Below are 26,609 nucleotides of genomic sequence, written 5' to 3'. Positions count from 1 at the left end.
CTCGCCCGCGACAGGCGACAAGCGGGGCTATCGCGGGCAGTTGCCAATTAATACTGCGACAGATCCGCCAACGGATGCCGACCTTCCCACACCTTGTGAAAATGCGCCTCGACCACCGCCTCCGGGACGTTATTGATGTCCGGCCAATGCCAGTGCGGCTTCTGATCCTTGTCGATCAGTCGCGCGCGAACCCCTTCACTGAACTCCGGATGCCGGCAGCAGTTGAGGCTCAGGGTGTATTCCATCTGAAAGACTTCGGCCAGCGACAGGTAGCGGGCGCGGAGGATCTGTTCCCAGACCAGATGCGCGGTCAGCGGCGAGCCTTCGCTCAGGGTTTTCGCGGCGCGGGCGATCAGCGGGTCGTTGCTGTCGCGTTGCAGGCTGATGGCTTTCCAGGCGCAGGTGACGTCGCTGACGTCGAGCAGTTCGTCGATCTGCTGGCGGCGCGGCAACCACTGCGCCTCGGGCATCTGCCCGACGGCTTCCTGTTGCAGGGCTTTGAGCAGACTGTTGAGTTGCATGTCGGTTTGCTCCTGCCAGTTGAGTTGCAGCAGGCCTTCGATCAGTTGCGGTTGCTGCTCTTCAAGCAGAAAGCGGTCGGCCAGATCCAGATCGATCGCATCACGCCCGTTCATGTGCGCACCGGTCAGACCGAGGAACAAGCCGAGCTTGCCCGGCAACCGGGAGAGAAACCAACTGGCCCCGACGTCCGGATACAGACCGATGGTGATCTCCGGCATCGCCAGGCGACTGCTTGGCGTAACGATCCGCGTGCTGGCGCCTTGCAACAGGCCCATGCCGCCGCCGAGCACGTAACCGTGGCCCCAGCAGATCAGCGGTTTGGGGTAGGTGTGCAGGCTGTAGTCCAGGCGGTATTCGGCGGCAAAAAACTGCGCGGCCAGTGGCGGCACTTCGCCGGGATGGGCGCGGCAGGCTTCCACCAGGCTGCGTACTTCGCCGCCGGCGCAGAATGCCTTGGCGCCATTGCCGCGCAATAGCACGCAGACGATTTGCGGATCCTTGGCCCAGGCGTTCAGTTTGTCGCTCAGGGCGTTGATCATCGGCAAGGACAGCGCGTTGAGCGACTTTTCAGCATCCAGGCTGGCGATCCCGAGGCGGGCGCCGTCGGTGCCGGTGAGTTCTTCGAAGTGCAGATTCATCGTGACCTCGATCGGGAATTTGAACGATCAGTATGATCGCTGTGTGGGAAAGTGCCGGATCTGTGTCAGATCAATTGACAAGCGTGGTCGGCTTTCCTAGGGTTCGCCCCATTGTTTTTGCCGGGTATGACCATGACTGCTGACGACCGTATCAAACTCGAACCGAGCTGGAAGGAGGCACTGCGTGCTGAATTCGACCAGCCTTACATGGCAGAGTTGCGCACTTTTCTGCAGCAGGAGCGGGCGGCCGGCAAGGAAATCTATCCGCCGGGGCCGCTGATTTTCAACGCGCTGAATTCGACGCCGCTGGATAAGGTCAAAGTGGTTATCCTCGGCCAGGACCCGTACCACGGCCCGGGCCAGGCCCATGGCTTGTGCTTCTCGGTGCAACCGGGCGTGCCGGCGCCGCCATCGCTGGTCAACATCTACAAGGAGTTGAAACGCGACCTGAACATCGACATCCCCAATCACGGTTACCTGCAGAGCTGGGCCGATCAGGGCGTGTTGATGCTCAACACCACCATGACCGTCGAGCGCGCCAATGCCAATGCGCACAAGGACAAAGGCTGGCAGTTCTTCACCGACCGGATCATTGAGGTGGTCAGCGAACGTCAGCCGCATCTGGTGTTCATGCTGTGGGGCGCGCATGCACAGAGCAAGCAGAAGCTGATCGACGCGACCAAACATCTGGTGTTGACCTCGGTGCATCCGTCGCCGCTGTCGGCTTATCGTGGATTTTTGGGGTGCGGGCATTTCAGCCGGACCAACAAGTTTCTTGAGCAGAATGGTGAAGCGCCGATCGAGTGGCGGTTGCCGCCGGTTTGACTGGCTGAGTAAATCTGTGGCGAGGGAGCTTGCTCCCGCTCGGCTGCGCAGCAGCCGCAAAACCTGTGATTTCGGTGTGCCGGAAGTACGCGGCTCAAGGATCTCGGGTCTGCTGCGCAGCCCAGCGGGAGCAAGCTCCCTCGCCACAGTAACTCGGTATCACTCGGGATTACGATTCCAATACTTGAACAACGGCTCCGCCAGAAACAGCACAAACAACAGCCGCATCACTTGCATCGCCGTCACCAGCGGCACAGACAGTTGCAGGGTTTCCGCCGTCAGACTCATTTCGGCAATGCCGCCGGGCATCATGCCCAACGTCAGCGAACGCAGATCCAGATGGGTCAGCGCACTCAAGCCCAGTGCCGCCAGGGTGGCGATCAACATGGTCAATGCCGTGCCGATCAACGTACGCCCCATGAATGACGGCGCGCGCCGGAAGAACTGCCGATTGAAGTGACAGCCCAGTCCGCTGCCGATCAGCCATTGGCCGATCTGGCTGCCTCCGTCCGGCAGGCCAATGTGCAAATCCCAGGTAATGCTCACCGTGGCACTGACCAGCAACGGGCCGAACAGCCACGGATTGGGCTGACGCAAACGCTGCCAGAGCCAGGCGAGCAGGGCGCCTGTGGGAAACAGAATCGCCAGCCAGCGCCAATCGACGCTGCCAGCGTGGGAAATCGGCGTGCCGTCACCCAGCAGATACTTGAACGCCGCCGGCACGCACAGCACCACCACCAGCACCCGCAGACTCTGCCCGGCCGCGACATGGCTGAGCAACGCACCATTGCGCGCGCCGAGATTGACCATCTCTCCGGAGCCGCCGGGCATGCTCGAGAAAAACGCCGTGGCGCGATCTTCGCCGGTGCGGCGCATCAGCCACACGCCGACCACCGCCGACAGGCTGGTGACCAGCGCACCGAAGAAAATCAAACCGAAATGACTCAGCACCTGCTCCATCACCAGCGGGGTGAAGTGCAGGCCGATGCCGATGCCGACAACCCATTGGCCGCATTTGCGCCCGCCGGGGATTTCAGTAAGTTGCCACGGGGTCAGGCAGCGCACCAGGATGATCGCCAGCAACGAGCCGACCATCCACGGTAGCGGCCAGCCGATCTGGCTGGCGATAAAACCGCCAAGCAGACCGACCAGCGGGGTGGCCCACCAGCCTCTGAGGGACGTGCGATCAGACATCGGCGATGGCGCGTTGCGCTGCCGCACGTTTGCGCCAGATGCGGATGATCGGCATCAGCAGCATGATCCCTGTCAGTACCCAGACGCCGAGCGTGATCGGGCTCGACCAGAGGATTTCCAGCGCACCGTTGGAGATCGACAGGGCGCGACGCAGGTTCTGCTCCATCAGTTCGCCAAGAATGAAGCCCAGCAACAGCGGCGACAGCGGGAAGTCCAGCTTGCGCAGGATGTAGCCGAAGATGCCGATACCAATCATCAGGAACAAGTCGAACGTGGTGGCATGCACGGCATACACGCCAATCCCGGTGATGATGGCGATGACGGGCACCAACGCCCAGTTCGGCACGGCGAGGATGCGGGTGAAGATGCGGATCATCGGGATGTTGAGGATCACCAGCATGACGTTGGCGATGAACAACGAAGCGATCAGGCCCCAGACGATGTCCGGTTGCTGTTGGAACAGCAGCGGCCCCGGAGTGATGTTGTACAGCGACAGGGCGCCGATCATCACCGCCGTGGTGCCCGAGCCGGGAACACCGAGGGTCAGCATCGGCACCAGCGCACCGCAGGCCGCACCGCCAATAGCCGTTTCCGGCGCGGCGAGGCCTCGGGCATCACCTTCACCAAATTTGCCGCTGGTGCCGGCGATGCGTTTCTCGGTCATGTAGGCCACGGCACTGGCGAGGGTCGCGCCGGCACCCGGCAACACGCCCATGATGAAACCCAGCACGCCGCAGCGGACGTTGACCACGAATACCGAAGCCGCCTCCTTGAAGTTGAACATCATCCGGCCGGTGGCTTTCACCGCTTCCTGGCCGTGGTGGGTTTTTTCCAGCAGGAGGAGAATTTCGCTGATGGAAAACAGGCCCAGCACCAGCACCACGAACTGAATGCCGTCGGTCAGGTGAATGTTGTCGCCAGTGAAACGGTACACACCGCTGTTGGCGTCGATGCCCACGGTCGACAGGAACAGGCCGATCAACGCTGCTATAAACGTCTTCAGCGGACGATCACCGGCCATGCCGCCAAGGCAGACAATCGCGAACACCATCAGTACGAAGTATTCCGCCGGGCCGAAAGCAATCGCCCATTTCGCCAGCAGCGGGGCGAACAGCACCATGCCGCAGGTGGCAATGAATGCACCGATGAACGAACTCCATGCCGACAGCGACAGCGCCACACCGGCCAGACCTTTACGGGCCATCGGGTAACCATCGAGGGTGGTCATCACGGTGGAGGCTTCGCCTGGAATGTTCAGCAGGATCGAGCTGATCCGCCCGCCGTATTCGCAGCCCAGATACACCGCCGCCAACAGAATCAGCGCCGACTCCGGTGGCAGGCCGAGGGCGAATGCGATCGGGATCAGCAGTGCCACACCGTTGATCGGACCCAGGCCCGGCAACAGGCCGACAACAGTGCCGATCAATGTGCCGCACAGCGCGGTCACCAGGTTGTAGGGGCTCAGCGCAACGCCAAAACCCTGACCCAAATAGCCAAGAGTATCCATATCAGTTCTCCAGAACGCTGAGCAGGCCAAGGGGCAGCGGAACGTCCATCAAACGGTCGAACAGCAGGTAAAGACCGATGGCCATCAGGCTGATGATCGCCACGCTCGGCAACCAGCGACCGCCGTACAGGCGTGCCATCGGGATGCCGGTGATGACGCTGGCGATGATGAAACCCAGCGATTCAAATGTGCCGGCGAACACCAGCAGCAGGACGACGCAGATGCCGATTTTGATCAGGGTTTCGCGATCCAGCGGTGGCTCGTCCGCGCTGTGTTTGATGGGGGCCGGGCGGAACACCATGTACAGCAGCGCCAGGCCCATCAGGCCGAGCATCAGCAGGGGAAAGGCACGCGGGCCGACCGGTTCATAAGAAAAAGCCGCTTGATACGGCCACGCCATCAGCGCCAGGCCGACGCAGGCCAGCAATAGCACCGAGGCGAAAATGCGTTGTAAGAGCATGGGAAACTCCTGTGCCGAGGCCTCGATGCGCGAGGCCGCAGCCGCTAGACAGAGGCGATCACTGAATCAGGCCGAACTCTTTGGCCAGCACCTTGTAGTCCGCCACCTGCTTCTTCACGTAGGTGTCCAGCTCCGGGCCGGTCATGGCGAACGGGAACAGTTCACGCTGATCGCGCAGCTTGGCGAAATCGTCCGAGGCCAGCAGTTTGTCAAAAGCGTCTTTCCACCAGGCGTAGTCTTCGTCGCTGACTTTTGGCCCGAGGTAGAAACCGCGAACCACCGGCCAGACGATGTCGTAACCCTGCTCGCGGGCGGTCGGGATGTCTTTCATTTCCGGCTCGTCGAGGCGTTTGTCGGCGAATACTGCCAACAGGCGCATGTCACCGCTCTGGATGTGCGGCATGGAGTCGGAAATGTCGGTGCTGCCGACCTGGATGTGCCCGCCAAGCAGCGCGGTGGCAATTTCGCCGCCACCTTCGAGGGCGACGTAACGCAGGTCACGCGGGTTGATCCCGGCAGCCTTGGCGATCAGGGCCGTCTGCATCCAGTCCTGGCTGCCGACGGTGCCGCCGGAACCAATGACCACCGAGCTCGGATCTTTCTTCAAGGCTTTGACGAGATCGTCGAGGGTCTTGTAGGGCGAATCGCTTTTCACCGCGATGGCGCCGTAGCTGGTGCCGACGGCTGCGAGCCAGCGCACATTGGTTTCATCGAAGCGGCCGAACTTGCCTTGCGCCAGGTTCAGCAGCGAACCGCTGGACCACGCCACCAGCGTGCCCGCATCGGCCGGACGCTGAGCGACGACCGCGTTGTACGCTACCGCGCCGACACCGCCGGGCATGTAGGTCACACGCATCGGCTTGGTCAGCAGTTTTTCATTGACCAGCGCGCTCTGCGCCAGTTTGCAGGTCAGGTCGAAACCGCCGCCGGGGGAGGCCGGGGCGATGCATTCCGGGCGCTTCGGTTCGGCCATCAGTTGGCCGGCAAACAGCATGACGCCAGCGGCCAGAGCAACTTTACGCAGTGATAAGTTCATTGGTTTCTCCACGGTCTTCTTGTTGTAGGGCTTTTTGTAGGAGCTGCCGCAGGCTGCGATCTTTTGATCTTCCAACCCGCAGCATTTCAATCAATTACCAGAGGGCAACGCTATAGCTCACCAGCAGACGCACTTCATCGGCATCGCGAGCGGAGTAGTTGGAACGGTAGGTGGCATTACGCAGGCGTACGGCAACGTCTTTCAAGGCGCCGCTTTGTACTACATATTTGATCTCGGTGTTGCGCTCCCACTCTTTGCCTTCATCGCCATTCTTGAGCTTGATGTTGTCACCGCTCAGGTAACGGCTCATGAACGACAGGCCGGGGATGCCGAGGCGCGCAAAGTCGAAGTCGTAACGCGCCTGCCACGAGCGTTCCTCGGCGCCGGCGAAGTCGTTGATCTGCACGAAGTTGACCAGGTACGGGTCGCTGCCATCGACATACGGGAAGGCGCTGTCGCCGGACATGTGCTGATAACCGGCGGTGAACTTGTGGCCGCTCAGGGCATAGCTGACCAGGCCATTGAGCGAGCGGTTGTCGATCTCGCCACCACGGGCCGCGCCCTGATCGTCACTGACCGCAAAACGCAGGTCGGTTGCGAATGTGCCCGGGCCCATCGGCCGCGAGGCGACCAGGCCGAAGAAATGCTGGTTGTAGACTTCGTCGAGTTGGGCGAAATGGTAGCTGCCGGTGATCTTGTCGGTGAACTTGTAGTCCACGCCGGCAAAATCGAAATGCTTGCCGGCCACGGTGCCAGCGAAACGGCTGTTCTTGTTGTTGAGGGCAATGTCCTCGAAATCGGTGCTGTCGCGATCCTTGGCTTTCTCCAGACGCCCGCCGGTGAAGGTCAGGTTCTTGATCTCTTTGGAGGTCAGCAAACCGCCCTCGAAGGTCTGCGGCAGGATGCGCCCGTCGTTCGGTTTGAGGATCGGCAATTCAGGCATCAGGCTGCCGATTTTCAGTTCGGTGGCAGAGATTTTCACTTTGCCGGTCAGGCCGACCTTGGAATATTCGTCAGCGGCGCGCCCGTCATCGTGGGTCGGCAGCAGGCCGGTGCCGGTGCGATCCGGGCTCGAATCAAGTTTGACCCCCAACATGCCCAGTGCATCGACACCGAACCCCACGGTGCCGTCTGTGTAACCCGATTGCAGGTTGAGCATGAACCCTTGGGCCCATTCATCCCGCTTGCTTTGCTGGGCACTGGTGCCGTCGCGAAAGTCGCGGTTGAAGTACATGTTGCGGGTTTCGAAGGTGGCGGAACTGTCTTTGATGAAGTCGGCGTAGCTCAGCGGTGAAAAACCGGCGAGGGCGGCGGCACTGACGAGGGCGGTGTGGCTGAAACGCGAAGGGCGAGCGGGCGTGAAAGCCCTGGTCTGCAAGGACGGCATGCGCGGTGTACTCCGTTTATTGTTCTTATTGGTCGAAAACGCTTCGTGGCGTTTTTCGTAGCGCTGTGTGGCAGCAGCGACGGCAGTCGAAACTGTCCGTGACCGGACTCTAACGGGCTAACCTTTCACTAACCTTTCAGCTGGATTTCGCGGGTTTCGGGCTTCACAGCGGCGGTTGCGGCTGTAAACTCCGCGGCAAAGAGTGGCGTCGGCCATCCCTGAATGAGGTAAGGATCCATGCGTGTTCTGCTCGTCGAAGACCATTTGCAGCTGGCCGAAAGCGTCGCCCAGGCGCTCAAGAGCACCGGTCTGACCGTGGACGTGCTGCACGATGGCGTGGCCGCCGACCTGGCACTGGGCAGCGAGGAATACGCGATGGCGATCCTCGATGTCGGCCTGCCGCGCATGGACGGGTTCGAGGTGCTGGCGCGCCTGCGCGCACGCGGCAAGAACCTGCCGGTGTTGATGCTGACGGCGCGCAGCGATGTGAAGGACCGCGTACACGGCTTGAACCTCGGCGCTGACGATTACCTCGCCAAACCGTTCGAACTGAGCGAGCTCGAAGCGCGGGTCAAAGCCCTGCTGCGACGCAGTGTGCTCGGCGGCGAACGCCAGCAGCGTTGCGGCGTGCTGGCCTATGACCTCGACACCCGACGTTTCAGCCTCGGCGAAGAATTGCTGACCCTGACCTCTCGCGAACAGGCCGTGCTCGAAGCATTGATCGCCCGCCCGGGACGGGTGATGAGCAAGGAGCAACTCGCCGCGCAAGTGTTCGGCCTCGACGAAGAAGCCAGCCCCGATGCCATCGAAATCTACGTGCATCGCCTGCGCAAGAAACTCGACGGCCAACCGGTGGCGATCGTGACTTTCCGTGGTCTTGGTTACCTGCTGGAAAGTCGCGATGCATAAGCCCAGCAGCCTGCGCTGGCGGTTGCTGTGGAACCTCGCGCTGCTGCTGGTGGTGTTGATGCTCGCCAGTGGTTTGAGCGCGTACTGGAACGGGCGCGAAGCTGCCGACACGGCTTACGACCGAACCCTGTTGGCCTCGGCGCGAACCATTGCCGCCGGCCTGTCGCAGCGCGACGGCACGCTCAGCGCCGACGTGCCCTACGTGGCCCTCGATACTTTCGCCTACGACAGTGCCGGGCGGATCTATTACCAGGTCAACGACATCCACCAGAAGCTGATTTCCGGCTACGAAAACCTGCCCGGGCCGCCACCTGGTACGCCAAGAACCGACGATTACCCGGCGCTCGCGCGCTTCTACAACGCGACCTATCGCGGGCAGAACGTGCGCGTGGTCAGCCTGCTCAAAGCGGTCACCGAACCGAACATGAACGGCATGGCGGAAATCCGCGTCGCCGAAACCGATGAGGCGCGCGTCGCCATGGCGCGCAGTCTGGCGGCCGATACGCTGCTGCGTCTGGGCATGCTCGCGATCGGTGCATTGTTGCTGGTGTGGTTCGCGGTGAGTGCCGCGCTGCGCCCGCTGGAGCGTCTGCGCACGGCGGTGGAGGAGCGCCAGCCCGATGATTTGCGGCCGCTGCCGCTGGTGGAAGTGCAACATGAATTGTGGCCGCTGGTGCGCGCGCTCAATCACTTCACCGAACGCTTGCGCGGGCAGTTCGAGCGGCAGGCGCAGTTCATCGCCGATGCCGCCCACGAACTGCGCACGCCACTGGCAGCGTTGAAGGCGCGGTTGGAACTGGGGCTGCGTTCAAATGAGCCGGAAACCTGGCGCACAACCCTGGAATCATCCGCGCAAAGCACCGATCGCCTGACCCACTTGGCCAATCAACTGCTGTCGCTGGCACGGGTGGAAAACGGTGCCCGGGCGATCGCCGAGGGCGGCGCGCAATTATTGGATCTGAGTCAGTTGGCCCGCGAACTGGGCATGGCCATGGCGCCTCTGGCCCACGCGCGCGGCGTCGCACTGGCGCTGGAGGCGGAGGAACCGGTGTGGCTGCGCGGTGAGCCGACGTTGCTCAATGAACTGTTGAGCAATCTGGTGGACAACGCCCTGGCGCATACGCCACCGGGCGGCAACGTGATTCTGCGGGTCGCGGGGCCGGCGGTGCTTGAAGTTGAAGATGACGGGCCGGGGATTCCGCTGGAGGAGCGTGATCGGGTGTTTGAACGCTTTTATCGGCGCAATCAACAAGTGGCGGGTTCAGGGTTGGGGCTGGCGATTGTCGGAGAGATCTGCCGGGCGCATCTGGCGCAGATCACCTTGCATGATGGTGAGCAGGCCGGTTTGAAGGTTCGGGTGAGTTTTATTGCCGGATAGCAGCCGAGAGGGCTTTTGTGGCGAGGGCGCTTGCTCCCGCTCAGCCGCGCAGCAGTCGTGATTCCTGAGTGCAAGGTTTGCCTGGTGAAGGGAGGCCGCCTGGTTTTGGGGCTGCTTCGCAGCCCAGCGGGAGCAAGCTCCTTCGCCACAGGTCAGTAAAACATCGTCCGCGACTCTTCCAGATCTGCACACAATTGTTCGTTCTCCGGATCGATCCCAAGCTTTCTGAATGCCGGCACACTGAGCGGGTCAATCCGTGAAATCGGATGATCGCTGTCTTTGTGGCAGTACAGGCTCGCGACCTGAACCAGATCGACGTAATCGATCTGTGCCGAGTCGCGCTTGAAATCCAGGTACAGCCCAGGCAGCTCCACCAGTTGCTCGGGAAATTCCCAGACCCGCAACAGCTTGTCGCCCAGCAGCGGGTGAATGTGGTCGATCACATGATTGAGGCTGACCGGATCCGACAGCAGTTCGTAGTGATCTTCGGCGTAAGTCAGGATCGGCAGCACGCCGATTTGATGCACCAGTCCGCCCAGCGCTGCCTGATCAGGTTTGAGTTGGGTGTGGCGGCGGCACAGGGCGTAGCTGACGCCGGCGATTTCCAGGCTCTTGCGCCAGACTTCGCGCATCTTCTGTTCGACCACGTCGGAGCGGGCGTGGAAGATCTGTTCCATCACCAGACCGATCGCCAGGTTGCTGCTGTAGTTCACCCCCAGCCGAGTGATCGCGGTGTGCAGGTCGGTGACTTCCTGGGTCGCACGCAGCAACGGGCTGTTGACCACTTTGATCAGGCGCGCCGACAGTGCCGTGTCGCGGCCAATGACTTTGCTCAGATCGCTGATGCTGATCTCCGGGTCTTCGGCGGCCTTGCGAATTTGCAGGGCCACTTCCGGTAACGTTGGCAGAACCAGGTCATCGTTATCGATGGCCTCAACCAAATCCTGTTGGACCTTATCCGCCAGCTCGCTCATGTAGATTCTCTAGGGTGTTGCAACAAAAGCTGCGATCAGCGCTGGATTTCGCGGTCGCGATCCAGTTCGTAGGGCAGGTCGAGCAAATGCAGCGCTGGGCCTTCGAGGGCACCCAGGTGCAGATCACCCGCTTCGGCAGCTTCGGCCTGCAACACCGCCAGCAGTTCAATCTTTTCTGCGGCGCGGGCGGCAATCACCACTTCGCCGATGGCGCTGCTGTGGCTTGGGGCGAACAGCGGGGTCCCCGGCTCCGGCAATTCGCTCGCGTCCAGTTGCACGCGATAGAGGCGACGCTTGAGCTTGCCCAGGTACTGCATGCGCGCGACGATTTCCTGTCCGGTGTAGCAACCTTTCTTGAAACTCACGCCGCCGACGGCCTGCAGGTTGAGCATCTGCGGGATGAACAGCTCGCGGGTGGTCGGCATGACCTGACCGATACCGGCGCGAATCTGCCCCAGCAGCCATTGGTTCAGCTCGCCTTCCGGCAGGGCGGCGACTAGTCTGGCCTTGATGGCATTGGCTTGATCGGCCGGTGTCCAGAGCTCGGCGCGATCCGCCGAGACGCGAATCGCGATCAGGCCTGCGTTGCGCACCACGCTGTCGGTTTCGCGCGGCAGGTCCAGACCCAGGCTGGCCAATGCGGCGTCGCCGTGCTCCAGGCCAAAACGCACCCAGGCGGCGCTTTCGTCGGTCAACTTGGATTTGGAGAATACTGCGTACTTTTTCAGATCTGCCAGTTGCGGCTCCAGCAGTTCGCTGGCCATCGCCAGCAGCACGCCATCACCTTCGAGCAGAATGCGGAAGCTTGACTGCATCCGGCCTTTTTGCGTGCAGCGCGCGCCAAGGCTGGCCTGGCTGTCGCTGAGGTAATTGATGTTGCAGGTCAATTGGCCTTGCAGGAATTTGCCGGCATCCGCGCCGCGAACCGCGAGTACGCCTTCATGAGACAGGGTGCAGAAAAAAGCAGAATCGGCCATGGTTCATCGCAGGGTAAAAAGTCTGGGGCACATCATAAGGGCGCGTTGTTGAAATGGGTAGTTGATAAAGGATCGGTGGTGCCCGACCAAAGCCGACTGTGCGACCCGCGCCGGGGCTGTATACTGCGCGCCTATTTGAGGAGGGCTCCATGGTCGAACAAGTTGAACTCAATCGCCTCTTCTGGCACAGCCGCCGCGGCATGCTGGAACTTGACGTGCTGCTGGTGCCGTTCGTGCAGGAGGTCTATCCGCACCTCAACCAGGTCGATCGCGACTTGTATGTCCGACTGCTGACCTGTGAAGACCAGGACATGTTCGGCTGGTTCATGGAGCGCAGCGAATCCGAAGACCCGGAACTGCAGCGCATGGTCCGGATGATCCTGGACCGTGTTCAGCCCAAGTAACACCTTCGAATGCCGCTGGCATGCCTCACGGCAGTTGCTGGCGGCGTATCTGTTGGCCCAGGCGTTCGCACTGGGCGTGTTGTTTCTCCTGTCGATTCCACTCTGGGCCAGTCTGCTCGGAGCTTTCGCCTGTCTGCTGCACGCCGCGTGGGTGCTGCCACGGCAGATTCTGCTGAAGCATCCGCAGGCCTTTTGCCGATTACGCCGCGACGCCGATGGCTGGCAGTTGTGGAATCAGGCGGGCGGCTGGCAAGCGGCGCAGCTGCGGCCCGATAGCCTGGCGTCGCCGTTGATCGTGGTGTTGCGCTTTCGTCTGCGTGGGGAACGGCGAGTGCGTTCGATCTGCGTACCGCGAGACTCGCAGGCGGCGGATGTGCACCGACGCCTGCGAGTGCGGCTTAAATTCAGCCGGCGTAGGTGGGCGGCACCAGAATAGTGTCGAGCGCTTCGGGCAGCAGGTTCGGATAGTCGAGGGTGTAATGCAGGCCGCGACTTTCCTTGCGCTCCATGGCTGAGCAGATCATCAGCTCGGCGACTTGCGCGAGATTACGCAGCTCGATCAGGTCGCGGCTGACTTTATAGTTGCTGTAGAACTCGTCGATCTCGTCCAGCAGCAGGCGTACGCGGTGCTGCGCCCGTTGCAGGCGCTTGTTGGTGCGCACGATCCCCACGTAGTCCCACATAAAGCGGCGCAGCTCATCCCAGTTGTGGGCGATGATCACGTCTTCGTCGGAATCGGTTACCTGGCTGGCGTCCCACTCGGGCAGGGCGTTTGGCGCGGTGACGGCATCCAGTTGCGCAAGAATGTCCGCTGCCGCCGAGCGGGCATAAACGAAGCATTCGAGCAGCGAGTTGCTGGCCATGCGGTTGGCCCCGTGCAAACCCGTGAAGCTGGTTTCGCCGATGGCGTACAGTCCCGGCACGTCGGTGCGACCGTGTTGATCGACCATCACGCCACCACAGGTGTAGTGCGCCGCGGGTACGACCGGGATCGGTTGCCTGGTGATGTCGATGCCGAAACCCAGGCAGCGCTCATAAACTGTCGGGAAGTGGCTTTTGATGAAGGCTTCAGGCTTGTGGCTGATATCGAGATAGACGCAGTCGACACCCAGGCGCTTCATTTCATGGTCGATGGCACGGGCGACGATGTCGCGTGGTGCCAGTTCGGCACGTTTGTCGAAACGCGGCATGAACCGTTCGCCATTGGGCAGCTTCAGGTGCGCACCTTCGCCGCGCAAGGCTTCAGTGATCAGGAAACTCTTGGCTAGCGGGTGATACAGGCAAGTGGGGTGGAACTGATTGAATTCCAGGTTTGCCACCCGGCAGCCCGAGCGCCAGGCCATGGCAATGCCATCACCGCAGGCGCCATCGGGGTTGCTGGTATAGAGGTAAACCTTGGCGGCTCCGCCGGACGCGAGGATCACGAAACGCGCGCCGTAGGTATCGACTTCGCCGGTCGCGCGATTCAGCACGTAGGCACCGAGGCAACGCTCGCCATCCAGACCCAGACGACGCTCGGTGATCAGATCAACGGCAACCCGTTGTTCCAGCAGCTCTATATTGCTGCGCTCTCTGGCCTGGGCGAGCAGGGTGGTGAAAATCGCTGCACCGGTTGCGTCGGCGGCGTGGATGATGCGCCGATGACTGTGACCGCCCTCGCGGGTCAGATGGAATTCGAAGCCGCCGTCTTCGGTGCCGGACTGTTCGTCGCGGGTGAATGGCACGCCCTGGTCGATCAACCACTGGATGGCTTCCCGACTGTGCTCGACGGTAAAGCGCACCGCGTCTTCATGGCACAGACCGCCGCCGGCATTCAGGGTGTCGTCGACATGGGATTCGACAGTGTCGGTATCGTCCAGCACGGCAGCGACGCCGCCCTGGGCCCAATAGGTCGAACCGTTGGCCAGATCACCTTTGCTCAATACGGCAATGCGCAAATGACCCGGCAGGGTCAGCGCGAGACTCAAACCGGCAGCGCCGCTGCCAATCACCAGAACATCGTGTTGAAACTGTTGGCTCATTTCAGGATTCCGCTCAAAGCGACCCGGATCGGGGTTGGCGCAAGACAGCTGGATCGGCGAGTCAAGACAGCCACACAGCCCACTAGTATATAGAGGGGTGGAGCGGCACAATAGCCGGGCTTGTATGGCATTGTGAAACTACTGTGACGACAAAAGCCTGACGTTTCGTCGGACGTTTTTTTCGGTCGTTTTGGGAAAAGGCGACTGTATCGAGGATGAAACAGGCTTTTTCAGCGCACGGTCGTTCAATGTCGCGCCAGCATGGCTATAAATAATTGGAACTTTTGCCAGAGGCCCAAGATCAATAGACAGTTGCCAGAAACACGGGACAGTGTCGGCTTCAATGCAGAACCTGCGATTGGGTTTTTGCTGGCGAACCGATGACAAGATTATTCGCGCAGCCGGTTTATCCCGCGCTGCGTTTTTCGTGCGTGCCAAATCAGAGCCCGCAGGAAACTTGCCTGGAGGGGGAGAACTTTTGCGAAAAGCCCGAGTCTATGTTTGCAAGTCTGGTCGTTTAGTTATGCAAGCCTCCTCCATGCTTATCGAGGAGTGTTCATGCTAACCCAGGAAGAGGATCAGCAGCTGGTCGAGCGCGTTCAGCGTGGCGACAAGCGAGCTTTCGATCTGCTGGTGCTGAAATATCAGCACAAAATTCTCGGGTTGATCGTGCGTTTCGTGCACGACACCCATGAAGCCCAGGATGTGGCTCAGGAAGCCTTTATCAAGGCGTACCGAGCATTAGGAAACTTTCGCGGAGACAGCGCGTTCTATACGTGGCTTTACCGCATTGCCATCAACACGGCAAAAAACTATCTGGTTTCACGCGGCCGCCGGCCGCCGGATAGCGATGTAAGTTCTGAAGACGCAGAGTTCTACGACGGCGATCATGGCCTCAAGGATCTCGAATCACCGGAACGCGCGTTGCTGAGGGATGAGATCGAAGGCACCGTCCATCGAACCATTCAGCAACTGCCAGAGGATTTGCGTACGGCGTTAACTTTACGTGAATTCGATGGTCTGAGTTACGAGGACATTGCGAGCGTCATGCAGTGTCCGGTGGGTACCGTGCGCTCCCGGATTTTCCGCGCTCGGGAGGCCATCGATAAAGCCCTGCAGCCGTTGTTGCAGGAAAACTGAGACAGCGGCGACAGCCAAGAGAGGAACGCCATGAGTCGTGAAGCCCTGCAGGAATCGCTGTCCGCAGTGATGGATAACGAAGCGGACGAATTGGAATTGCGTCGAGTGATCAATGCACTGGACGATGTTGAAACCCGTGAGACCTGGGCTCGTTACCAGATCGCCCGGGCAGCCATGCACAAGGACCTGCTGCTTCCGCGTCTGGACATCGCTGCGGCAGTCTCTGCTGCTCTGGAAGACGAGACGGCTCCAGCCAAAGTATCCCGTGGTCCATGGCGTAACCTCGGTCGTCTGGCCGTTGCTGCTTCGGTGACCGTTGCCGTTCTGGCCGGTGTTCGTCTGTACAACCAGGACGAAATCGCGGGTGTCGAGTTGGCTCAGCAATCCAATCAGCCTTCATTGGTAGCGCCGCAAGCCAAAGGCCCGGCAGTGCTGGCAGGCTATAAGGAAAGCTCGGAGACCACCGGTCCGATGGCCAATGGCGTTCTGCAAGGTCAGCCAGGCTGGCATGATCAGCGTCTGCCAGGTTATCTGCGCCAGCATGCCCAGCAGGCTGCGCTGAAAGGTACTGAAAGCGCCTTGCCTTATGCGCGTGCAGCAAGCATGGAAAACCGTTAAGGAGGATCATGCGCGCCATACCTTTACTTTCGCTTCTGCTCAGTGGCTGGTTCGTTGTTCCAGCCCACGCTGATGAGGCCCAGGACTGGTTGAACCGTCTGGGCCAGGCCGAACAGCAGCAAAGCTTTCAAGGCACCTTCGTTTACGAGCGTAACGGTAGTTTTTCTACCCATAACATCTGGCATCGCGTCCAGAACGGTCAGGTTCGCGAGCGTCTTGTTCAACTGGACGGCTCGGCGCAGGAAGTGGTGCGCATTGATGGGCATACTCAATGTGTCAGTGGCACTCTGATTGCGGGGTTGGGAGACTCTTCCAGCTCGACCGCTCGTGCGTTTGATCCCCAAAAGCTGAAAAACTGGTATGACCTTGCTGTCATCGGCAAGTCGCGCGTTGCCGGGCGGGATGCGGTTATCGTATCGCTGACGCCGCGAGACCAGCATCGCTATGGTTTCGAGCTTCATCTGGACAAACAGACTGCCCTGCCGCTTAAGTCATTGCTGCTCAATGACAAGGGGCAGTTGCTCGAGCGTTTCCAGTTCACCAGTCTTGATACCGCTGATGTCCCGTCGGACAAAGATCTGCAAGCTGGCACCGAGTGCAAGGCCGTTACTATTGATAGTGACAAGGCCTCTGCCGTGAAGACGGCTCAGGTCTGGCATTCCGACTGGCTCCCTCCGGGTTTCGTGCTAACCAGCAGCACCTCGCACAAAGATCCGGAAACCAAGACTCAGGTCAACAGCCTGATGTATGACGACGGTCTGGCGCGTTTTTCGGTATTTCTTGAGCCGTTGAACGGTGCAACAGTGACCGATACCCGCACGCAGTTGGGGCCGACTGTTGCCGTTTCCCGCCGTCTCACTACGCCCGAGGGTGAAATGATGGTCACGGTGGTCGGTGAAATTCCAATCGGCACAGCTGAACGCATTGCTTTGTCGATGCGCAACGATGGCACTGCAACCAGCAAGCAGTGAGCTGATTTCAGTCATTTCCACCTCTTCGTCGAGACGTAGATGAAATGTTTGCTCAGCATTTTCATTTGCAAATCACCCGAAAGTTTTTTATAGGTCAGAGCCTCACGGCTCTGGCCTTGTCTGTTGTTCCCGGAACAAAAATACCGGCCCGCGGTTCCCGGTGTTCCTTGCTCCATATCGCTTAACCCTGCTCGTCGTAACGGGAGCTGTATGTCGATACTTAGCTTGAAGTCTTATCTCTCCATTTTCGCCACCGTGCTGGTGCTGGGTCAGGCTGTCCCCGCTGCCCAGGCGGCCGACCTGCCGGATTTCACCCAACTGGTTGAACAGGCCTCGCCTGCAGTGGTGAACATCAGTACCACGCAGAAGCTGCCGGACCGCAAGGTGAACCAGCAGATGCCTGACCTGGAAGGCTTGCCGCCGATGTTGCGCGAGTTCTTCGAGCGCGGCATGCCGCCTCAGCAGCGTTCGCCGCGCGGCGATCGTCAGCGTGAAGCGCAATCGCTCGGTTCGGGCTTCATCATTTCCTCCGATGGCTACATCCTGACCAACAACCATGTGATTGCCGATGCCGACGAAATCCTCGTGCGTCTGGCTGATCGCAGTGAAATGAAAGCCAAGCTGATCGGTACCGACCCTCGCTCCGACGTGGCCCTGCTGAAAATCGATGGCAAGGATCTGCCGGTGCTCAAGCTCGGCAAGTCCCAGGACCTGAAGGCGGGTCAGTGGGTCGTGGCAATCGGTTCTCCGTTCGGCTTTGACCACACTGTGACCCAAGGCATTGTCAGCGCCGTCGGCCGTAGCCTGCCGAACGAAAACTACGTGCCGTTCATCCAGACCGACGTGCCGATCAACCCGGGTAATTCCGGTGGCCCGCTGTTCAACCTGAACGGTGAAGTGGTCGGGATCAACTCGCAGATCTACACCCGTTCCGGTGGCTTCATGGGTGTGTCGTTCGCCATTCCGATCGACGTGGCGATGGACGTTTCCAATCAGCTGAAAAGCGGTGGCAAAGTCAGCCGCGGCTGGCTGGGCGTGGTCATCCAGGAAGTGAACAAGGATCTGGCCGAGTCGTTCGGTCTTGATAAGCCGGCCGGTGCGCTGGTTGCGCAGATTCAGGATGACGGTCCGGCAGCCAAGGGTGGCCTGCAAGTGGGTGACGTGATCCTGAGCATGAACGGTCAGCCGATCGTCATGTCCGCTGACTTGCCACATCTGGTCGGTGCGCTGAAAGCGGGCGCCAAAGCCAACCTTGAAGTGATTCGTGACGGCAAGCGCAAGAATGTCGAGCTGACTGTCGGCGCGATTCCGGACGAGGACAAAGAGCTGGCAGCGCTGCCGAAATCCGGCGCGGAAAGCAGCAGCAATCGCCTCGGTGTTTCGGTGGTCGAGTTGACCGCCGAGCAGAAGAAAACCTACGACCTCAAAGGCGGGGTAGTGATCAAGGAGGTTCAGGACGGTCCTGCGGCCCTGATCGGTCTGCAGCCGGGTGACGTGATCACTCACCTGAACAACCAGGCCATCGGCTCCACCAAGGAGTTCACCGAGATCGCCAAGGCACTGCCGAAGAATCGTTCGGTGTCGATGCGCGTACTGCGTCAAGGTCGCGCGAGCTTCATCACCTTCAAACTGGCTGAATAACCCGGTTGCGGTGAAATAAAAAACCGCCTCGAAAGAGGCGGTTTTTTTATGCCTGAAACTTTTATGTCGCTGATGAAACTTAGCCCATCATGTCCTTGATCATGCGCTCCTGCTCCATCAGTTCACGCTGGCGCGCATCGATCCTGGAGGACAGCGGGAAGTTGCTGCCCGCCTTGCGTTTGGCAAAATCGAGCTGCTGGATCGCCTGACGATAGTCCCCCACCAGCGCAAAGTATTCGGCGCGAGCCTGATGCAGACCAATGATATTGCCGGACAGGCCACGAGTTTCAGCGACCTGATACCACACGTCCGGATCGTTCGGACGAGATTTGAGCAAGCTGTCGAGGGCTTTTTCCGCGTCGGCGGTGCGATTCTGTTTCAGCAACAGATCGACACGAACCTGATTCAGCGGGTAATTGCCCGGATACTGCGTGAGCATCCGGTCCACCCGTGTTTGCGCATCCGGCAGACGGTTGTTGGTGATGTCCAGGTCGATCTGCGCGAGGTTGTAGATGATCTCGTTGGGCGACTTGGCCAGCAATTGTTTGAGGTTCTCCCGCGCTTCATTGAGCTGACCACCCTTGATCTGCGCGATTGCCAGGCCATAGCGCGCCACGTCGTTCTTCGGGTTCTCATCCAGTTGTGCGCGGAAGCGCTTGGCGCCCAGCCCCGGGGTTTCTTCGTAGATCAGCTGTACGCGGGCGCGGATCAGCTGATAGCGCATGCTGTCTTCGATGCCGCCCGCTGGCGCCTGTTCTGCGCGGTTACGGGTGTCGGCGATACGCGATTCGGTCACCGGGTGAGTCAGCAGAAATTCCGGCGGCTTGGCGTCGAAGCGGTATTGGCGCATCAGACGTTCGAACATGGTCGGCATTGAGCGCGGGTCGTATCCGGCCTTTTCCAGGTTTAGGATGCCAATACGGTCGGCTTCCTGTTCGTTCTGGCGCGAGAAGGTACGTTGCGATTGAATGGCTGCTGCTTGACTGCCGGCAATGGTCGCGATACCGGCATCACCACCACCGGCAGCGGCAATCACGATGCCAGCCAGCAGCGCCGCCATCATCGGTACCTGCATCCGTTGCGAAGCTTCGACGCCACGAGCAAAGTGACGTTGTGACAAGTGAGCCAGTTCGTGAGCCAGTACCGAGGCATATTCGCCTTCGGTCTGCGCATTGAGGAACAGCCCGCCGTTGACCCCGACCACGCCACCTGGCGCCGCGAAGGCGTTGAGCTGCGGGCTGTTGATCAGGATGAATTCCAGGCGGCGGTCAGTTACCTGGCTGGTTTCCACCAGCTTGTAGACGCTGGACTCGACGTAGTCCTTGAGTTGCGGATCGTTGAGTTGTGCAACCTGACTGCGCAACATCGCCAGCCAGGCGCGGCCCAGCTGATATTCCTGTTGCGGTGAGACAATGGCAGAACTGGCGTCGCCAAGTGACGGCAGATCGTCGGCAAAGCCCGGTGAGGCGAGCAGGCAAGCGAGCGTCAACAGGGTAGGGCGCAGAAATGTCATGCACAAAGCCTTAGAAGACAAAGACCTTACTGTAGCCGGACACCGGGCCCGCGACCAGATATTCTAGGCCGCTCGACCATCTGAACCGGAGTGACGCAATGACTGACGCTGTAGCCCATGATTGTGAACTGGACGCCAGTGGCCTGAATTGCCCGTTGCCGTTGCTCAAGGCCAAAATGGAACTCAACAAGCTGCCCAGCGGCGCCGTACTCAAGGTGATCGCCACGGACGCGGGCTCGCAGCGCGACTTCCGCACCTTTGCGCGTTTGGCCGGTCATACGCTGCTGCGCGAAGAAGACGAAGCGGGCGTTTACCGTTACTGGTTGAAAAAAGCCTGAAATCCACCGCGTAAAAGACCCAGGGATTATTGATGTTCAAAGTGTTACGCGACTGGATTCAGCGCTACTTTTCCGACGAAGAAGCGGTGGTGCTGGCAGTGCTGTTGTTTCTCGCCTTCACCGCAGTGCTCACGCTCGGTGGCATGCTCGCGCCGGTACTGGCGGGGATGGTGCTGGCGTACCTGATGCAGGGGCTGGTGCTTGCTCTTGAGCGTATGCGCGTGCCTGGTGCGGCGGCAGTGGGTCTGGTGTTTGCTCTGTTCATGGGCGTGTTGCTGGTGTTTATCGTGGTGGTGTTGCCGCTGCTCTGGCATCAGTTGATCACGTTGTTCAACGAGCTGCCGGGCATGCTCGCCAAATGGCAGTCGCTGCTGCTGTTGCTGCCCGAGCGCTATCCGCACCTGGTCTCCGATGAGCAGGTGCTGCAGGCCATCGAAGCCGCGCGTGGCGAAATCGGCAAGTTCGGGCAGTGGGCGCTGACCTTTTCGCTGTCGAGCCTGCCCCTGCTGGTCAACATCATGATCTATCTGGTGCTGGTGCCGATCCTGGTGTTTTTCTTTCTCAAGGACCGGGCCATGATCGGCGAGTGGGTGCGCGGCTATCTGCCTCGCGAGCGGGCGCTGATTACCCGGGTCGCGCAGGAAATGAACCGGCAGATTGCCAACTACATTCGCGGCAAGGTCATTGAAATCGTGATCTGCGGCGGCGTGACCTACATCGCTTTCGTCGCCCTCGGCCTCAACTATGCGGCGCTGCTGGCGTTGTTGGTCGGGGTGTCGGTGGTCGTGCCGTACGTCGGTGCGGTGGTGGTGACCGTACCGGTGCTGCTGATCGCGCTATTCCAATGGGGCTGGAGCGATCAGTTCATTTATCTGATGGCGGTCTACGGAATCATTCAGACGCTGGATGGCAACGTGCTGGTGCCTTTGCTGTTTTCCGAGGCGGTCAACCTGCACCCGGTGGCCATCATCTGCGCGGTGCTGTTGTTTGGCGGGTTGTGGGGCTTCTGGGGCGTGTTCTTTGCGATTCCGCTGGCGACGCTGTTCAAGGCAGTGCTGGATGCCTGGCCGCGCAAGGAGCCTGTAGTGGCTCCATTGCTATGAAAGTAAAAGATCGCAGCCTGCGGCAGCGCCTGCATTGGAATGCGTTTTCCTGTAGGAGCTGCCGCAGGCTGCGATCTTTTGATCTTTAGGCTTTATTCAGATCCTGAGCCGCAGCCAGCACCGCATCCACATGCCCCGGCACTTTCACACCGCGCCATTCCTGACGTAGCACACCGTTTTTGTCGATCAGGAACGTGCTGCGATCGACGCCCAGGTATTCCTTGCCGTACAGCTTCTTCAGCTTGATCACGTCGAACAGCTGGCAGACGGCTTCGTCCTTGTCGCTGATCAGCTCGAACGGAAATTCCTGCTTGCACTTGAAGTTCTCGTGGGACTTCAGGCTGTCGCGGGAAATACCGAAGATTTCCGTGTTGGCAGCCTGAAACGCCGCGTACTGGTCACGAAAACCCTGGCCTTCGGTGGTGCAGCCCGGGGTGCTGTCCTTCGGATAGAAGTAGATCACCACTTGCTTGCCCTTCAAGGCAGACAGGCTGACGGTCTGCCCGCTGGTGGCAGGTGCTTCGAAATCCGCAACGGGTTGGTCGATGACAACGGCCATGAAAGCTTCCTTACATTGGGTTTTGTGGGCGCCAAGGCTCGATGAGGGCATCCAGGTTCATCGCGTCGGCGAAATCCAGGAACTGGTCGCGCAGCCAGCTGATCTGGGTGCCGGCCGGCAGTGTCACGGTAAAGGTGGCGTTGAGCATGGTGCCGCCGGTCTGTGGGGCCTGGTAGGTATCGCAGGTCAGGTTTTCCAGCTCGACGTTGTGGTCCATGAAGAACTGGCACAGCTCATTGATGATGTCCGGGCGATACGCCGAGCTGACATAAGCTACATAAGGCAGCGCCTGCGGGCGATTTTCCAGCGCCGCACTGCGTACCACGTTGACGGTGAAGGCGTGGCGCTTGGCCAGGGTTGGCAGGCTGCCTTCGAGGCGGGCCAAGGCGTCCCAGCTACCGGAGATTTCCAGTACCAGGGCACTGCACTCGCCGTGGCGGGTCAGGCGGGAAGTGACGACGGCGCAGCGATTTTCATGGCTGGCGCGGCACAGGACGTTAGTCAGCTCCATGGGGTTGGCGCCAAGGGCACTGATGACAAGGAATTGTTCGCGAACTGTGGGGGTGGACATGCAGCATTCCTAAAGCGATGAGCGGTCGGTAGGTCGATGGGCGTTGGCCGTCGGGATGCGTCTGCGCGTGCCCGTTCAGAAAGCCCCGGACCCTGGCTCGCAATTCGCTCCAATAAAGGCGGAACGTGCAGCTGCGACACTGGAACGGGGCCTGGGAGGCCGAAAGGGGAGGCTGGAACCCGGCGTACAAGCTGATCTGTACCGATCAAAGTCTGAAGGGTAGCGAAAACCGACGCCAAGGGGAATGGCGGCGCAGTACTTCGCTTGTGCAAGCATCTTGGCGCCAGTACCATTACCGCTCTCTTTTTCCGGCAGGAGCGGTTTCATGATTGCGGGCAGTATGGTGGCACTGGTCACTCCCATGGATGCACAAGGGCGTCTTGACTGGGACAGCCTCAGCAAACTCGTGGACTTCCATCTCAAGAACGGCACCCATGCCATTGTCGCGGTCGGTACTACCGGCGAGTCGGCAACCCTTGATGTAGAAGAACACATCGCCGTCATCAAAGCCGTGGTCAAACAGGTCGCAGGCCGCATCCCGGTGATCGCCGGTACCGGTGCGAATTCGACCCGCGAAGCCGTCGAGCTGACCCGCAACGCCAAGGAAGCCGGCGCCGACGCCTGCCTGCTGGTCGTGCCGTACTACAACAAGCCGACCCAGGAAGGCCTGTACCAGCACTTCAAGCACATTGCCGAAGCCGTCGACATTCCACAGATTCTCTACAACGTTCCCGGCCGCACCTCCTGCGACATGCAGGCCGAGACGGTGATTCGCCTGTCCACCGTGCCGAACATCATCGGCATCAAGGAAGCCACCGGCGACCTGAAACGCGCCAAAGCCATCATCGACGGCGTGAGCAAGGACTTCATCGTGCTGTCCGGCGATGATCCGACCGCGGTCGAGCTGATCCTGCTGGGTGGCAAAGGCAACATCTCCGTAACAGCCAACGTCGCCCCGCGCGAAATGGCTGACCTGTGCGAGGCTGCGCTGAAAGGCGACGCCGAGACCGCACGGGCAATCAATGAAAAACTGATGCCGCTGCACAAGGACCTGTTCATCGAAGCCAACCCGATTCCGGTGAAGTGGGCTTTGGTTGAAATGGGCTTGATGCACGAAGGCATCCGCCTGCCGCTGACCTGGCTGAGCGCTCCTTGTCATGAAACGCTTCGCACGGCCCTGCGCCAGTGCAGCGTCCTGGTTTAATTGAGGAAGTACAACGCATGAAGCGAATGGCCGGACTTTCCGCACTTGCCTTGATTATCTCCAGCACCAGTGGCTGCGGATGGGTCTGGGGCCCGGAAGGTTATTTCCGTGACCGTGGTAGCGATTACCTGGAAGCGCAACAGACTGCACCGATGCAATTGCCACCGAATGTCAGCACCTCCAAGCGCCTCGACCCGCTGTTGCCGATCCCGCGCAACGTGGCCGATGACACTGCCAAGGGCGAATACGTGGTGCCGCGTCCACAACCGCTGACCGCGATTGCCGATGCAACCGACTACTCGCTGCAGAAGAGCGGTGACTCGCGTTGGGTCGTGGCCCAGCACCCACCGGCCGAAGTCTGGCCAGTGGCGGTGCAGTTTTTCCAGGACAACGGTTTCCGTCTGGATGAACAGCGTCCGCAAACCGGTGAATTCACTACCACCTGGCAGCATTCTGACGAGCTGTCCGCCGCCATGGCCAAGCGCCTGAGCGCAGCGGGTGTCGGCGCCGATAGCGAAACCCGCGTGCGGGTGCGCATCGAGCCGGGCGTGCAGCGCAACACCAGTGAAATCTACGTGGTCAGCGCCGAGCGTCCTGCCGGCAGCACCGCTGACGTCGATTTCACCAACCGTTCGGTCAACACTGGCCTGGACGCTGCGCTGGTCGACGACATGCTGGCGAGCATGAGCCGGACCTCCGAAAAGGGTGGTTCGGTGTCGATGCTGGCTTCGCGTGATTTCGATACCCCAAGCCGTGTCAGCCTTAGCGAAGACGGTAGCGGCAACCCAGTGTTGAACGTCGGTCCGGATCTGGATCGTGCCTGGTCGAGCGTCGGTCGTGCGCTGGAGCAAGGTCAGTGGCGCGTTGAAGACATCAACCGCAGCCTGGGCCTGTACTACATCAACCTGGCCGAAAAAGCCGAGAAGAAAGACGAGAAGCCTGGTTTCTTCAGCAGCCTGTTCGGCAGTGCGCCGACCAAAGAGGAAGTTGAAGCCCGCGCCGAGCGTTATCAGGTTCGCCTGAGCAAGGTCGGTGAAAACGTTCAGGTAACCGTCGAGAAGAACATCAACACCGTTGCGCCGGCCGATGTGGCCCGCAAAGTGTTGAGCGTGATTCAGGACAACCTGGGCTGATCACATGCGCTTTGCCGTTCTCGGCAGCGGTAGCCAAGGGAACGGCACGCTGATCGCCAGCGCTGATACGTATGTGCTGGTGGATTGTGGTTTTTCCCTGCGGGAAACCGAAAAACGCCTGTTGCGCCTGGGTGTGAACCCGGCGCAATTGAGCGCGATACTCGTAACCCACGAACATGCCGACCACGTGCATGGCGTGGGTTTGCTGTCTCGGCGCTACAATCTGCCGGTCTACCTCAGTCGCGGCACACTGCGCGGGATGCGCAAACCGATCGAACCCGCAGGCTTTCTGGCCGGCGGCGAGCAGTTGCAGATCGGCGCTCTGAACATCGGGGTCATTGCCGTGGCCCATGATGCGCAAGAGCCGACTCAGTATGTATTCAGTGACAACGAGCAGCGGCGCTTCGGCCTCCTGACCGACCTGGGTTCCTACTGCGAGCGGGTGCTGGACAGCTATCGGGATCTCGATGCATTGATGATCGAGTCCAACCATTGTCGCGACATGCTGGCACGTGGTCATTACCCGTACTTTCTCAAGCAGCGGGTGGGCGGCGAGCTGGGACATTTGAACAACCATCAGGCGGCATTCCTGGTGGCCGAGTTGGGGTGGCAGGGCTTGCAGCATCTGGTTCTCGCCCACCTGAGCAGCAAGAACAACCTGCCGCAGCTGGCCCGGCAATGTTTTGTCGACACCCTCGGGTGCGACCCGGACTGGCTGCAACTGGCCGATCAAGATTCAGGGCTCGACTGGCGCCATATCGCCTAGCCCATCTACTTAGCAAGCGGAGCCCATCATGGAAAAACGTGAAGAACTCTACCGCGGCAAAGCCAAATCGGTTTACAAGACCGATGACGCTGACCGCTTGATCCTGCTGTTTCGCAACGACACCTCGGCGTTCGACGGCAAGCGCATCGAGCAGCTCGACCGCAAAGGCATGGTGAACAACAAGTTCAACGCCTTCATCATGCAAAAACTCGAAGCGGCCGGCATCCCGACCCAATTCGATAAGCTGCTGGGCGACAACGAGTGCCTGGTGAAGAAGCTGGACATGATTCCCGTCGAGTGCGTCGTGCGTAACTACGCCGCCGGCAGCCTGGTAAAACGTCTGGGTGTCGAAGAGGGCATGAAGCTCAATCCTTACACCTTCGAACTGTTCCTGAAGGACGATGCCAAGGGCGACCCGTTCATCAACGAATCCCACGTCGTGGCATTCGGCTGGGGCACCGCCGAGCAACTGGCGCGCATGAAAGAACTGTCGCTGAAGGTCAACGAAGTCCTGAGCAAACTGTTCGACGACGCAGGACTCTTGCTGGTGGACTTCAAGCTTGAATTCGGCGTGTTCAGCGACGGTTCGATCGTCCTGGGCGACGAGTTCAGCCCGGACGGCTGCCGTCTGTGGGACAAGGACACCAAGAAGAAGATGGACAAAGACCGCTTCCGCCAGGGCCTCGGTGACGTCATCGAAGCTTACGAAGAAGTCGCCAATCGTCTGGGTGTACCGCTTTAATCGACGCAAGCATCTGATAGCACGAAGAAATTTTCGAAAGAGGGTTTGCTTTCGGTCAAAGTGTTGTTATGATGCGCG

27 protein-coding genes are annotated in these 26,609 nt (G+C 60.2%); 15 read left to right on the top strand and 12 right to left on the bottom strand.

What is annotated here, in order from left to right; genetic code table 11:
- Positions 1-47 precede the first annotated feature (47 nt).
- Complete coding sequence (locus tag OC71_RS14610; RefSeq protein ID WP_041070402.1) at positions 48-1,160, bottom strand: enoyl-CoA hydratase/isomerase family protein; 1,113 nt, start codon at positions 1,158-1,160, stop codon at positions 48-50.
- A 132-nt stretch (positions 1,161-1,292) separates the two neighbouring features.
- Here OC71_RS14610 and ung point away from each other — a divergent pair, with 132 nt between their 5' ends.
- A complete protein-coding gene (gene ung, locus OC71_RS14605; RefSeq protein ID WP_003222534.1) occupies positions 1,293-1,985 on the top strand; it encodes a uracil-DNA glycosylase in 693 nt (230 codons plus the stop codon).
- Between the two features lie 159 nt (positions 1,986-2,144).
- On the opposite strand, the gene OC71_RS14600 is transcribed toward ung, so the two are convergent.
- From OC71_RS14600 to OC71_RS14580, 5 genes are all read right to left on the bottom strand, one after another.
- Positions 2,145-3,179 carry an AbrB family transcriptional regulator gene (locus OC71_RS14600; RefSeq protein ID WP_041070538.1) on the bottom strand — a complete coding sequence of 345 codons (1,035 nt, stop codon included), beginning with the start codon at positions 3,177-3,179 and terminating at the stop codon, positions 2,145-2,147.
- Positions 3,172-4,686, bottom strand: a complete 1,515-nt coding sequence (locus tag OC71_RS14595; protein ID WP_041070400.1) for a tripartite tricarboxylate transporter permease — start codon at positions 4,684-4,686, stop codon at positions 3,172-3,174. Before OC71_RS14595 ends, OC71_RS14600 begins: the two co-directional genes overlap by 8 nt.
- A 1-nt stretch (position 4,687) precedes the next feature.
- Positions 4,688-5,146: a tripartite tricarboxylate transporter TctB family protein gene (locus OC71_RS14590; RefSeq protein ID WP_041070398.1), complete on the bottom strand. Its 459-nt coding sequence runs from the start codon at positions 5,144-5,146 to the stop codon at positions 4,688-4,690.
- Between the two features lie 58 nt (positions 5,147-5,204).
- Complete coding sequence (locus tag OC71_RS14585; protein WP_041070529.1) at positions 5,205-6,182, bottom strand: tripartite tricarboxylate transporter substrate binding protein; 978 nt, start codon at positions 6,180-6,182, stop codon at positions 5,205-5,207.
- A gap of 94 nt (positions 6,183-6,276) precedes the next feature.
- Complete coding sequence (locus OC71_RS14580) at positions 6,277-7,569, bottom strand: OprD family porin (protein ID WP_041070396.1); 1,293 nt, start codon at positions 7,567-7,569, stop codon at positions 6,277-6,279.
- 237 nt (positions 7,570-7,806) lie between these two features.
- On the opposite strand from OC71_RS14580, the gene OC71_RS14575 reads away from it, so the two are divergent.
- On the top strand, positions 7,807-8,478 hold the full coding sequence (locus OC71_RS14575) for a response regulator (RefSeq protein ID WP_041070394.1): 672 nt from the start codon (positions 7,807-7,809) through the stop codon (positions 8,476-8,478).
- Entirely contained in the window at positions 8,471-9,856 is a 1,386-nt protein-coding gene (locus OC71_RS14570; protein ID WP_041070392.1) for a sensor histidine kinase, read from the top strand. Before OC71_RS14575 ends, OC71_RS14570 begins: the two co-directional genes overlap by 8 nt.
- 152 nt (positions 9,857-10,008) lie before the next feature.
- Here OC71_RS14570 and OC71_RS14565 read toward each other — a convergent pair whose 3' ends face one another.
- Together OC71_RS14565 and OC71_RS14560 are read right to left on the bottom strand one after the other, a co-directional pair.
- Positions 10,009-10,830: an HDOD domain-containing protein gene (locus tag OC71_RS14565; RefSeq protein ID WP_041070390.1), complete on the bottom strand. Its 822-nt coding sequence runs from the start codon at positions 10,828-10,830 to the stop codon at positions 10,009-10,011.
- Between the two features lie 35 nt (positions 10,831-10,865).
- A complete protein-coding gene (locus OC71_RS14560; RefSeq protein ID WP_041070388.1) occupies positions 10,866-11,807 on the bottom strand; it encodes a folate-binding protein YgfZ in 942 nt (313 codons plus the stop codon).
- 149 nt (positions 11,808-11,956) lie between these two features.
- Here OC71_RS14560 and OC71_RS14555 point away from each other — a divergent pair, with 149 nt between their 5' ends.
- Positions 11,957-12,211 carry a succinate dehydrogenase assembly factor 2 gene (locus OC71_RS14555; RefSeq protein ID WP_007963266.1) on the top strand — a complete coding sequence of 85 codons (255 nt, stop codon included), beginning with the start codon at positions 11,957-11,959 and terminating at the stop codon, positions 12,209-12,211.
- Entirely contained in the window at positions 12,195-12,647 is a 453-nt protein-coding gene (locus tag OC71_RS14550) for a protein YgfX (protein ID WP_041070386.1), read from the top strand. Before OC71_RS14555 ends, OC71_RS14550 begins: the two co-directional genes overlap by 17 nt.
- Here the strand turns inward: OC71_RS14550 and nadB are convergent.
- Positions 12,616-14,232 carry an L-aspartate oxidase gene (nadB, locus tag OC71_RS14545; protein WP_041070383.1) on the bottom strand — a complete coding sequence of 539 codons (1,617 nt, stop codon included), beginning with the start codon at positions 14,230-14,232 and terminating at the stop codon, positions 12,616-12,618. The two genes, OC71_RS14550 and nadB, sit on opposite strands and share 32 nt — an antisense overlap.
- Before the next feature lie 558 nt (positions 14,233-14,790).
- On the opposite strand from nadB, the gene rpoE reads away from it, so the two are divergent.
- The 4 genes from rpoE (at position 14,791) to OC71_RS14525 (ending at position 18,602) form a co-directional block, all read left to right on the top strand.
- Complete coding sequence (rpoE, locus tag OC71_RS14540; protein ID WP_003172477.1) at positions 14,791-15,372, top strand: RNA polymerase sigma factor RpoE; 582 nt, start codon at positions 14,791-14,793, stop codon at positions 15,370-15,372.
- Positions 15,373-15,402: 30 nt separating this feature from the next.
- A complete protein-coding gene (locus OC71_RS14535) occupies positions 15,403-15,990 on the top strand; it encodes a sigma-E factor negative regulatory protein (protein ID WP_041070379.1) in 588 nt (195 codons plus the stop codon).
- An 8-nt stretch (positions 15,991-15,998) separates the two neighbouring features.
- Complete coding sequence (locus tag OC71_RS14530; protein ID WP_041070377.1) at positions 15,999-16,961, top strand: MucB/RseB C-terminal domain-containing protein; 963 nt, start codon at positions 15,999-16,001, stop codon at positions 16,959-16,961.
- Positions 16,962-17,171: 210 nt separating this feature from the next.
- The gene (locus OC71_RS14525; RefSeq protein ID WP_041070375.1) at positions 17,172-18,602 is read left to right on the top strand and encodes a DegQ family serine endoprotease; all 1,431 of its coding nucleotides are present in this window, start codon (positions 17,172-17,174) and stop codon (positions 18,600-18,602) included.
- Between the two features lie 79 nt (positions 18,603-18,681).
- Here the strand turns inward: OC71_RS14525 and OC71_RS14520 are convergent, their stop codons facing one another.
- Positions 18,682-20,115 carry a M48 family metalloprotease gene (locus OC71_RS14520; protein ID WP_041070373.1) on the bottom strand — a complete coding sequence of 478 codons (1,434 nt, stop codon included), beginning with the start codon at positions 20,113-20,115 and terminating at the stop codon, positions 18,682-18,684.
- A 98-nt stretch (positions 20,116-20,213) separates the two neighbouring features.
- Here OC71_RS14520 and OC71_RS14515 point away from each other — a divergent pair, with 98 nt between their 5' ends.
- The gene (locus tag OC71_RS14515; protein ID WP_007963279.1) at positions 20,214-20,453 is read left to right on the top strand and encodes a sulfurtransferase TusA family protein; all 240 of its coding nucleotides are present in this window, start codon (positions 20,214-20,216) and stop codon (positions 20,451-20,453) included.
- Positions 20,454-20,485: 32 nt separating this feature from the next.
- Positions 20,486-21,556, top strand: a complete 1,071-nt coding sequence (locus OC71_RS14510; protein ID WP_027614463.1) for an AI-2E family transporter — start codon at positions 20,486-20,488, stop codon at positions 21,554-21,556.
- Between the two features lie 85 nt (positions 21,557-21,641).
- Here OC71_RS14510 and OC71_RS14505 read toward each other — a convergent pair whose 3' ends face one another.
- On the bottom strand, positions 21,642-22,115 hold the full coding sequence (locus OC71_RS14505) for a peroxiredoxin (protein WP_041070370.1): 474 nt from the start codon (positions 22,113-22,115) through the stop codon (positions 21,642-21,644).
- A gap of 10 nt (positions 22,116-22,125) precedes the next feature.
- Complete coding sequence (locus OC71_RS14500) at positions 22,126-22,686, bottom strand: glycine cleavage system protein R (protein WP_007963284.1); 561 nt, start codon at positions 22,684-22,686, stop codon at positions 22,126-22,128.
- Positions 22,687-23,011: 325 nt separating this feature from the next.
- Between OC71_RS14500 and dapA the strand changes: the two genes are divergently transcribed.
- From dapA to purC, 4 genes are read left to right on the top strand one after another with little or no spacing between them, the layout of a single operon-like run.
- Positions 23,012-23,890: a 4-hydroxy-tetrahydrodipicolinate synthase gene (gene dapA, locus OC71_RS14495; protein ID WP_041070368.1), complete on the top strand. Its 879-nt coding sequence runs from the start codon at positions 23,012-23,014 to the stop codon at positions 23,888-23,890.
- Positions 23,891-23,907: 17 nt separating this feature from the next.
- Positions 23,908-25,023 (top strand): outer membrane protein assembly factor BamC, encoded by a 1,116-nt coding sequence (gene bamC, locus OC71_RS14490; RefSeq protein ID WP_041070366.1) that lies wholly within the window; start codon positions 23,908-23,910, stop codon positions 25,021-25,023.
- Between the two features lie 4 nt (positions 25,024-25,027).
- Positions 25,028-25,789 carry an MBL fold metallo-hydrolase gene (locus OC71_RS14485; RefSeq protein ID WP_041070364.1) on the top strand — a complete coding sequence of 254 codons (762 nt, stop codon included), beginning with the start codon at positions 25,028-25,030 and terminating at the stop codon, positions 25,787-25,789.
- A 28-nt stretch (positions 25,790-25,817) separates the two neighbouring features.
- Complete coding sequence (gene purC, locus OC71_RS14480; RefSeq protein ID WP_007963288.1) at positions 25,818-26,531, top strand: phosphoribosylaminoimidazolesuccinocarboxamide synthase; 714 nt, start codon at positions 25,818-25,820, stop codon at positions 26,529-26,531.
- The last annotated feature ends 78 nt before the right edge of the window (positions 26,532-26,609 follow it).

Origin of the sequence: Pseudomonas sp. W15Feb9B (genome assembly GCF_000828175.1) — a bacterium.
Classification (GTDB): Bacteria; Pseudomonadota; Gammaproteobacteria; order Pseudomonadales; family Pseudomonadaceae; genus Aquipseudomonas; species Aquipseudomonas parakoreensis.
Note: the sequence above shows the minus strand (reverse complement) of the source record. Positions and strands in the feature narration are given on the sequence as shown.